Origin of the sequence: Nostoc sp. UIC 10630 (assembly GCF_010747425.1) — a bacterium.
Classification (GTDB): Bacteria; Cyanobacteriota; Cyanobacteriia; order Cyanobacteriales; family Nostocaceae; genus Nostoc.
The window spans coordinates 1-9,248 of sequence record NZ_JAAGOG010000262.1 but is presented as its reverse complement, the minus strand read 5'-3'; the positions used below and the strand labels follow the sequence as shown (position 1 = coordinate 9,248).

The 9,248-nt window shown below is 39.0% G+C and carries 11 protein-coding genes and 1 pseudogene; 6 read left to right on the top strand and 6 right to left on the bottom strand.

Features of this window, described 5'->3' with window-relative positions; translation table 11 throughout:
* Together G1O98_RS39520 and G1O98_RS34025 are read right to left on the bottom strand one after the other, a co-directional pair.
* A partial coding sequence (locus tag G1O98_RS39520; RefSeq protein ID WP_207794522.1) for a hypothetical protein occupies window positions 1–202 on the bottom strand: 202 nt, incomplete at its 3' end.
* 91 nt (window positions 203–293) lie between these two features.
* On the bottom strand, window positions 294–626 hold the full coding sequence (locus G1O98_RS34025; RefSeq protein ID WP_163937968.1) for a helix-turn-helix transcriptional regulator: 333 nt from the start codon (window positions 624–626) through the stop codon (window positions 294–296).
* A 529-nt stretch (window positions 627–1,155) separates the two neighbouring features.
* Between G1O98_RS34025 and G1O98_RS34020 the strand changes: the two genes are divergently transcribed.
* Window positions 1,156–1,584 (top strand): hypothetical protein, encoded by a 429-nt coding sequence (locus G1O98_RS34020; protein WP_163937965.1) that lies wholly within the window; start codon window positions 1,156–1,158, stop codon window positions 1,582–1,584.
* Window positions 1,585–1,626: 42 nt separating this feature from the next.
* On the opposite strand, the gene G1O98_RS34015 is transcribed toward G1O98_RS34020, so the two are convergent.
* Window positions 1,627–1,809, bottom strand: a complete 183-nt coding sequence (locus G1O98_RS34015; protein ID WP_163937962.1) for a hypothetical protein — start codon at window positions 1,807–1,809, stop codon at window positions 1,627–1,629.
* Between the two features lie 164 nt (window positions 1,810–1,973).
* Window positions 1,974–4,385 (bottom strand): FAD-dependent oxidoreductase, encoded by a 2,412-nt coding sequence (locus G1O98_RS34010; protein WP_163937959.1) that lies wholly within the window; start codon window positions 4,383–4,385, stop codon window positions 1,974–1,976.
* A 603-nt stretch (window positions 4,386–4,988) separates the two neighbouring features.
* On the opposite strand from G1O98_RS34010, the gene G1O98_RS34005 reads away from it, so the two are divergent.
* Entirely contained in the window at window positions 4,989–5,525 is a 537-nt protein-coding gene (locus G1O98_RS34005; protein WP_202985844.1) for a hypothetical protein, read from the top strand.
* A 50-nt stretch (window positions 5,526–5,575) separates the two neighbouring features.
* Here G1O98_RS34005 and G1O98_RS34000 read toward each other — a convergent pair whose 3' ends face one another.
* Window positions 5,576–6,265 carry a thermonuclease family protein gene (locus G1O98_RS34000; RefSeq protein ID WP_243458624.1) on the bottom strand — a complete coding sequence of 230 codons (690 nt, stop codon included), beginning with the start codon at window positions 6,263–6,265 and terminating at the stop codon, window positions 5,576–5,578.
* 130 nt (window positions 6,266–6,395) lie between these two features.
* On the opposite strand from G1O98_RS34000, the gene G1O98_RS33995 reads away from it, so the two are divergent.
* The 3 genes from G1O98_RS33995 (at window position 6,396) to G1O98_RS33985 (ending at window position 8,653) form a co-directional block, all read left to right on the top strand.
* Window positions 6,396–6,788, top strand: a complete 393-nt coding sequence (locus tag G1O98_RS33995) for a hypothetical protein (RefSeq protein ID WP_163937956.1) — start codon at window positions 6,396–6,398, stop codon at window positions 6,786–6,788.
* Between the two features lie 6 nt (window positions 6,789–6,794).
* Complete coding sequence (locus G1O98_RS33990; RefSeq protein WP_167306233.1) at window positions 6,795–7,691, top strand: alpha/beta hydrolase; 897 nt, start codon at window positions 6,795–6,797, stop codon at window positions 7,689–7,691.
* 158 nt (window positions 7,692–7,849) lie between these two features.
* On the top strand, window positions 7,850–8,653 hold the full coding sequence (locus G1O98_RS33985; protein ID WP_163937953.1) for an SDR family NAD(P)-dependent oxidoreductase: 804 nt from the start codon (window positions 7,850–7,852) through the stop codon (window positions 8,651–8,653).
* A gap of 134 nt (window positions 8,654–8,787) precedes the next feature.
* On the opposite strand, the gene G1O98_RS33980 is transcribed toward G1O98_RS33985, so the two are convergent.
* Window positions 8,788–8,979 (bottom strand): hypothetical protein, encoded by a 192-nt coding sequence (locus tag G1O98_RS33980; protein WP_104899669.1) that lies wholly within the window; start codon window positions 8,977–8,979, stop codon window positions 8,788–8,790.
* A gap of 88 nt (window positions 8,980–9,067) precedes the next feature.
* On the opposite strand from G1O98_RS33980, the pseudogene G1O98_RS33975 reads away from it, so the two are divergent.
* Window positions 9,068–9,248 (top strand): annotated as a pseudogene (locus G1O98_RS33975) (TrpB-like pyridoxal-phosphate dependent enzyme); the annotation flags it as partial.

Below are 9,248 nucleotides of genomic sequence, written 5' to 3'. Positions count from 1 at the left end.
AGCGGCTAATCCCTCTAAGCCTTGTTGGGCTTGATTTATAGCCAACGAATCGCACCATCGGGATCTCCTCGATGGCTTGAGCAATACAAGTTTTTGGCTTCCGGCTGCTAGTCCCGGTGGCGGCTGGTTTTAGGTTTCGTATCGTTAACTCGATTTGTAAGGGTTGAATTTTGAGCGCTTCTTTGTTTTTCAAAAGAGGCATCGCGCTCGTCTCCTCTCTTATGATTACTATACTACTACGCTCACCAGTAGTTGTCAAGCGATTTTCACTGGTGAACGTAGTAGATGGTGTCTTAACTGTTGTAATCTATGTTCCAAATAAGTGAAGTGATATCCCCATCTAAAGCAGCACAAAGTTTCTCTAGAATTTCTGTACTAACAGTCATCTGAGTTGGTTTCTTTGGTTTGTTAATAAAGACGTGAGGAGTCTCTAGCTGCTGAATATAAGCCACAGAAACTCCCACAGCATCAGATAGCTTTTGTCTACTATATCCAGCTTTGTCTCTTAGCTCCCTGAGTTTTTGGGCATTTTCTTCATTCCACCTAAACGCAGCGATGGGTGTTACATCTACTGTGATATTCATTTTTACTTTAATTTTATTTTCACTGCGCTCGCCAGTTGACATGATAATATGATTAATATACTGGTGTCAACCATAAGGCTACACCAAGCAAAGGTGAAAGCGATCACTTGCCCATTAGCAATGCGATTATTTCAGCCTGCGTCAACCCAATTCGCAATTGTGAATTCGCAATTCGCAATTAAAATCAGTGGGGGCTTGAAACCCAGTAATTAACAATTAAGCAATTAAACGATTTCTCGTATTTAACTGCGAATTGCGAATTGCGAATTGCGAATTGTTTGGTCAACTAGAGAAACACAACACCTGTTCAAAGACTCTTACGGTTAATTTCCTCAAGGCCAAGTGAAACTCACAAAGAATTCATTGCCGTAGAGATAAGAAACCGAGATATAAAACTACTTAACTAGCTTTGAGAATCCAGGCAAGGTTTAAGAATGGCTCTCACCAGCAGTAATCGTGGAAGGGCTTGAAAGTTGATATTGCTACCCTAATCTCTACCGACAGAAAGATTTATACAAAGGACAAGAGGTTTAAGGTAGGTACAACCAACAGTAACGCAAGGAAAAAACAAATGAATCTACCTGCAACTGTTAGCACAAAACTCCAGAAAAGTGCGGCATTTATATTGCTTTCTCTAGCTTTAGTCGGTTTAGAAATTCCTTCTTCAACTGGACAAAGCCTGCCAAATAGCTCAACCAAATCGGCTCCGCTTGCTGATGGAACATATTTATACGGCGAAACTCCTAAACCTAATCAAATAGGGAAAGCCTACTTATTATTACAACGTCAACAAGGAAATATTGTCGGAGCTTTGTACTATCCTAATTCTGAGTTTAGTTGCTTTACAGGAAAACAGAATAACAACACAGTTTCTGCTAAATCACTTAGTTACAATAAAGCAAAAACTGAAAATATGAAAATTAACCTATCCAATTTTCATCAAATCAAACTTATTAGCGCTAACGACCAACGCATCCTCTCAGTCTGCAAGCAAACATAGGACACCAAACCTAAAACAGATTCCGTCGCTTCCCGAAGAGTGTCAAACAATTGTAGATTTGAGATTGTAGATAAGAGAATTGACTGCACCCACTCTTGGATGCAGCTTGAGGATTCGAGATTGATGATAGCGACGCGGAAAGCGACTGTGCGTAGCGTCTTTTAGATTTATTCCGTCCACAATATGCTGGGCTTGTACCAAAAACAACAATAAAGCAATCTGCAATTTTCAATCTCCAATCTTCTCGGTCAAACAAAAGAGAGTTGTTTGTTCCCTCGTTCACCTCTGTCTGCTAGAAAAGCGCAGAATACACTAAAATTTACTCATTTAGGCGGTAATTTTTCGGTTTTTAACTCAAACACTGCTGTAAAACAGTTTCTTTCGGGTTGCTAGAAAAAATCTTTCTTAGTATTGTAGAAATTGGTAGAATTGACTAATTGATATTCCTCTTGAAGGGTTGAAAAGTCATGATGGCTCAAAACAATAGCAATGGCAATATCCCTCATACTTTGTGATTTTTCCAGTCTTTCTCCCAAATAAATCTGCCAATAAATTTCCACATCACTTTCAAGAACTGGCTTCTCAATTTCTGTAACAACGCCATTCTGCTTTGGATGAATCGAGGAAGCGCTGTACTTCCACTCATTTCTATCCTTGAGAATGATATCAGGCGAATCACCTATCTGTAATTGGAAATGTAACTCGTTTAGACGTAGCCCCTGATATATGTAAAACATTCTTGATACAAGTGCTTCCGGGGGGCGTGCAGCTACTTCCATTAGGATTGCTTCTTCGCTAAAGGAAGGTATTAATAAATCAATATTTAGTACACCATTTTTCGGGTAATCGTGTTCTAAACTTTCTAAGACATCACTTGAAAATTGCCAGAGTTTCTGAAATTCTGGTTCTTCTTCTCTAACAATAATATTGCCGATTTGATGACCAGAAATGAACTCATCATTAGGTCGATACTGCTTGCAAGCAGCGAAATAACAAGGCTGACCGTTTTTTAGAACAACACTTGTATTGTATAACTGACCTCTAATGAATTCATTCATCTCAAATTCTGAATTTGAATCTACATTGCTTTCACACCAAGCTTTCAAATCATCAACAGTATAGATTCTTCTGCTTTTTTCACTTCCGACTCCGATAACTGGTTTGATCAAAATGTGATTACCTAGTTCTTCTAGAACAAACTTTAAGTATGAAATCGGCTCTTTACGGTATTGGTCTTGAGCAAAAATCAGATACTTAGGCACCCGAATCAGGGAATTTTTGAGGGTAGATTTGAGGTAACTCTTATCAGTAAACTGCTGGATCATCGTTGGGCGATCGCCTGGCATATTTAGAGCTTCACGCAACTGTGCAGCTAACAGTACTGAATACTCATCGTTGGTGACAATCCGGCAGTTATCATCTAATAGTTTATAGTCAGTCTTAATCTGTTGATAGGTTTGGAGCAGATTTTGTAAATTATAAGGTTCTACAATCTGCACAATATCCAAGTATTGATACTGGGAGGGTACAACCTCACTGAGTCCTCGCCGACTACAGAGTAAAACTAGATTTCTATTCTCTGAGCAGATATGTCTAAAATCAGTTTTGCTCAGAAACATATCATGTAGCATAAAGACAGTCTGCTTATTGCTATCTATCTTAATACTATGCAAAGCAACTGGATTTGCCGATTCGCCGAGCATTTGTTGTACTAAGTGGACAATTTCTTGTGAACATCCCCATGACAACGTTACACCTGACCCTCCATGTCCATAATTATAAAATATGTGTGTGTTTAAAACTCTTTCCACACAAACATTTTCCGATGTTAATGGTCGTAAACCAGTCCTAACAGGCTCCTGATCATCTAGGGGGAGTTCTTTTAATTCCGGTAGAAACTCTAAACAACCATCATACATCTGTCGAATAATTGGAACCTCAAGAGATAAGTCTGTACCCCATTGGTCTTGCTGCGTTAATCCTCCTAAGACCACCAAATCATCCCCTCTAGGAACTATAAAAATGATGTCTTGCTCATTTAAAGAAGATTCTTCATGGGAAATGCAATGAGCATCCTTGACAACTTTCCCTAGATTTTTAACCCTGACAAGTGCGCCCCTCACGGGATACATGGAACTATCCCCTGTAGTTGCTATTGAACCTAGCCCAGCACAATTAACAATTGCCCTTGCATTAAAACGGCTAAGTAGTTCCTGTTCGTTTTGAACTACATTGACAGTGATTTTCTCCTGGATAATCTCACATCCGATATCCTTTACATATTGAAGTAGCCAATTCATGTAAACATCGGTATTTGTCATCGGAGCCATGTGTTTATAAGCATCTTTTATACCTCCTTGAAAATTCAAATCAATCGTTTTTTTGACAATATGTAAACCTCTTTCAAATCCATCAACTTTATCTTTCAACTCATTCATTTTGCTTAGATCAGCAGGTCGATTTTCCAAAACATCCTTAAAATAGAAATACCCATCCCTCAAATAAATTCCTGTTTTTTCTGAACCAAACTCTGTGTGTATTTTCTTGAATTTATTATAGGTAGTCATACACCAGTCTTTAGAGCGTTCCAGCGATCTCGGAGAGCCATGACGACCACAGACTGCTGGAGGCCATTCCCATAATGCACCTGCCACAATAGAGGTTAAATCTGGGGCAAAACGATCTGCAACAATCACAACATTAAAACCTGCCTCTCTTAGACATATAGCAGTTGTTAGACCACTGACTCCTGCTCCAATTACTAAAATGTTCGTATCATTTTTCGCTAATGGGTTGTTCATCAAAGGTTATCTCGATTTTTTGTACTACAAAATAAATGCATTCTCTTGCACATTACTAATATTAATTTGGACAGTTTTTGGCGGACGCAGCGTTAAGGAATTCTTAGCCTTTGACATTTGCTGCTACAAAAATTATTTATTAATAGTTTTCGATTAAAAACTAAGTATAAGCAGTATTAATAATTCTGAAAATGAGTGACTGTTTTTGAGTATTAGTTCAATGATGGATGAGCTTCTTAGTACAATATTTAATAAAATTGTGACTAATTAAGCAACCTACTGGTTAGGCTTTAAAAGACTCGATAAGACTACGAACTTGTAAATTTCTTACTTACAGTATGTCTGGAAAGGAAGACAGTCTCCCAATACATCACTCATCACTCCAATCGCCTATATCAGCATCGCTTTCGGCAATAAAAGAGAAAATCAATTTGGGAAGCGATGAACTAGGACTGCTAGAGAAAATTCAAAGGAGTTCGACTTCAACTTTCGACTAGCTTAAATCAACACATTGCACACTGAGTATATAAAAGTAGAAGGCGAAATATTGTTATTGGCAGCCAAGGTGCGGGGAGGATGTTAAAGCCAGATTAAACTAAGAGTATGAGAATTGGTATTTTCGAGCAGATGACAGTTAATAATGGATTAATTCTTACGCTTTTTATTCTGATTATAAGCCTGCTAGCTCTTGGCTATGGTTTTGGTGTGAAAGCTCGACGTTTACCCTTTACGGCAGAAATTGGGTATAACCAGCAGCAATGGCAATTTCTGCGATGGTGGGTCAAATTAGCCTTGGTTGCTGGAGTTTTGTTACCGATGTGCTTGTTAGTTCTGGCTTGGAAACAACCACCTGCATGGGTATTTTGGGGAAGTTACCTGTTGATAGTCGCCGTACAACTCATATCTGAACGTATTTTTAGTCGCTCCCTAGTGCCAAGTATTGTTGTACCTATTGGCTTTTTCTACACAGCCTTTCGGTTGTGGCAGCTGCTAGATGGATTCACACAATTAACATTTTCCTATTTGACATTAGTGGGTTTTGGCGTTGTTGTCTTGTTTTGGGTTTCTAACTTAATAATGTTGATGGTGATGCCCATTCCAACAATCTTTAAAGGTTCGGAGTCAATTGAACAATCTTGATTTTAATGAAACATTTTTACTGCTTAACTAAAAGCTGTGTTTCGTCGTAGTTATTTTTCGCACCCAATCCCATCTCCATCTCGGTCAAACCCATGAGGATCTGGTGGCAGCACTTTAAACCTTCGTTGGCTAATATCTCGGCAATTTAAGTCTGGTGAATTCTTTGGAATGCAAAAATCTGGGTAAGCAGGGTCGCAGTTATTCTGTTGCTGCGGTTGAATCGGCACTGATGTTGCCCGTTGAGCAGCTTTGTGGCGGAAGTCCCAAGGCATTACAGGATTAGCCTGACTCCAAAAAGCTAAACGCTGTTGTTTAGCGGTGTTTTGACCTTGCAACAAACTATCTTGTGACTCTGGACAGCCTTTGAGATACTGGCGATAGACCACAGCCTGTCCCTCTTGCACCATATTGAGATTGACACTGCGATTCTCGACAAACACCTCTGCAACCAAGCGCTTGTATTTGTCAGTTTCAATAGGACGTAGGGTAATTCCTTGTCCCACTGGCAGCAATTGTTTAAGTCTTGCAGATGATTGCTGTCCCAAAGGACTTTGCTTCATCTCTGGTGCATCAATGCAAGCGAGACGAACAGTCAAAGTTTTGTTACCAGTTCTCACTCGTATGGTGTCACCATCACCGACGCTTACGACTGTAGCGGTAAGATTGTTGGCAAATACGGGTAACGACATTTGAGCTAGAAGCAAAGCCGCAACACCAATCAAGCGAAATTTAAAAACCATTTGTACTAAAAATCACTCTTAACTTCTTTTAGGATTCCCAATTTCGGCCAAGCAATCGCTAGTTAACTCACAAATTATTTTTATGTTTTAAAGTAGAAAATAGTTTCATTGAAAGTGATTGTTAGTACCAATGAAAGTTTTAGGCTTATTCCTGCCAGTCTTGTTGCTGCTAGGCACGCCTGCAATGGCAGTTGAGTTCAAAGGGCAAAATATTGATGGTCAAAAGCTGCCTGCCAAAGCTTACTATTATGCAACTGGTGGGGTCTACAAAGTTCAGGTCAGCTTTCACAACAAGCGGGCCACAATTTACTTTGATGACGGCAACCAAACAACTATACAGTTGAACCAACAGGTAATTACTGACTCAAACAATATTGAAGGTTTTGGAAAAATAGGGCAATATCCTGTAAGCAGCACGTTTAGTCTTGGCTTAGTGTATGGCAATAATTGGCTTGGCAGCAATAATAGTCAATTGCAACAATCCAATGCGCTAGATGGGTTGTGGAAAATTAGTTTGGAGTGAAAAGTAATGTTGACTAATTTTCTGCCATCACAAGTTAATCAATTAACAGACCCAAAAGCAATCTCTTTTGTCCAAAGTATTGAGAGAATTGCTCTTGCAACCACCTTGAGCCAACACCCAATTTTCACAACCTATATTCACAAAGGTAGTAAAGGCACACCAATTCTGCTGCTACACGGCTTCGATAGTTCTATCCTAGAGTTCCGTCTTCTGTTGCCATTACTTGCTACTCAAAATGAAACATGGGCAGTAGATTTGTTAGGTTTTGGCTTTACACAAAGACAAAAAGAGATAAATTACAGCCCAAATACAATCAAAATTCACCTTTACAATTTTTGGAAAACTTTAATCAACAGACCGATAATACTAGTAGGTGCATCAATGGGAGGTGCAACTGCAATCGATTTTACTCTCACTTATCCTCAAATTGTAAAATCACTAATATTGATTAATAGTTTAGGTTACACTAGTTCTCCCATCTTTACCAAATACTTGTTTCCTCCTTTTGATTTCTTGGCTGTGGAATATCTACGTCAACGCCACATCTTGGCATTAAATATATGTAGTATCTTACCTAATCTAGATACCAAAATACTTTTGGCTATTCAATGCGCCATGTTACACCAAGAAATGCCTGGTTGGAATGATGCCATGATTTCTTATGTAAAATCTGGTGGTTATAGTGAATTAGCAAATACAATTGCCCAAGTTGACAAACCAACACTCATTTTATGGGGAGAAACTGATGATATATTGCCATCTGAAGATGCAGAAAAATTTCAGCAATCTATTGTCAACTCTCAACTAATATTACTCAAAAATTGCGGTCATGCCCCTCAAATTGAACAGTCACAAATCACATCTCAACATATTTTACACTTTCTGAATAGTGGGAAGTTTTAATTGAGCTTAAGAGGATATTTTAAAAGTTCCGCTAGGTATAATTTAGCTATTCTGCACTTAAGCTAGTGTAGAACAGATAAATTGATACAAAAATCAAATCTTTCTTTAGCTATAAAAAGTTATATGAAATCGTATTTATATTCTAAAAAGGAAAACAGATGACTGATAAAAAGGTCGTGCTAGTTACAGGAGCATCATCTGGATTTGGGCAGTTAACTGCTAAAAAGCTTGCTGCTGTAGGTTATTGGGTCTTCGGTACCAGTCGCAAGTCACATCCAGCATCAGGTGATGTAGAAATGTTAACGCTCGATGTTACCTCTGATGACTCAGTGCAATTATGTATCAAACAGTTGCTCACACGGACTAACCGCATTGATTTACTGATTAATAATGCCGGACAAATTCATGCCAGTATGCTGGAAGAAACTTCTTTACAACAAGCCAAGGAAATCTTTGAAACCAACTTTTGGGGTGTTGTCCGCCTCACCAACGCTGTTTTGCCAGTTATGAGACAGCAGAAAAGTGGACATATTATCAATATCAGTTCAGTCGCAGGATTGATTGGCGCACCCGGTCAAGGTTTTTACAGTGCAAGTAAATTTGCCCTCGAAGGTTATAGCGAAGCACTGAGTGTGGAGCTAGACCCGTTCAATATTAAAGTGTCTTTAATTGAGCCTGGTTACTTTAAGACTAACTTCAACCATGCCATGTTACCACCCACCTTCAATTATGCTGATTACGACAATGTACGTGATGTGATTCGCTCAACTGTCACTCAAGCAATTGCACAGGGCGATGATCCAACAAAAGTTGCACAGACAATTGTCTTTGCTGCTCGTAGCCGTTCCCCACGATTACGGTATCGTGTTGGTAATGAGGCACAATGGTTGCCTCGCTTGAAAGCAATATTGCCTGATAACCTGTTTCGATTTGGTGCCCGCAAGCGGTTGAACCTGCCATAAATCACAGCTTCTATTTAATACAGCGATAGCTGCGCCACTGCCTGCCGCAGGATACCTGAATGCGAACAGAGCCTCAATTCTAGAGAAGGGCTGTAAGGCTAGGGCAAAGCTTTGCAATACAACCAAAATTTTAATTAAATATCAATATTTATCTGTTCTATCTGTCTAGCAGCTTTATCCCAAAGCTTTGCAGAAGCCTCATCTTTCCAATGATTTCTGAGATTTTCTGCTTTTTTATGACTGATCCGTTCTAACATTTCTAGAACTGCGGCTAATGTTAATTGATCAACAATTGCCTCTAAAGACTCCATATATTCTTTTGTCATAACTAACCTCTTGAAGAACAATAAAAGTTAACTTTTTTCTTGGAGAATCGTAAATGTACAATTTTACTGTTGTGCATAACCTAATTATATGGACACGATTAAATACGTTCTGACTGAAAACCAAATGCCAAAAGCTTGGTACAACATCCAAGCTGACTTGCCACAAGCCTTACCACCAGTTTTAAATCCTGGTACTGGTAAGCCAATTACACCAGATGAATTATTACCTTTGTTTCCATTGGCACTGATTGAGCAAGAAGTTAGCCAAC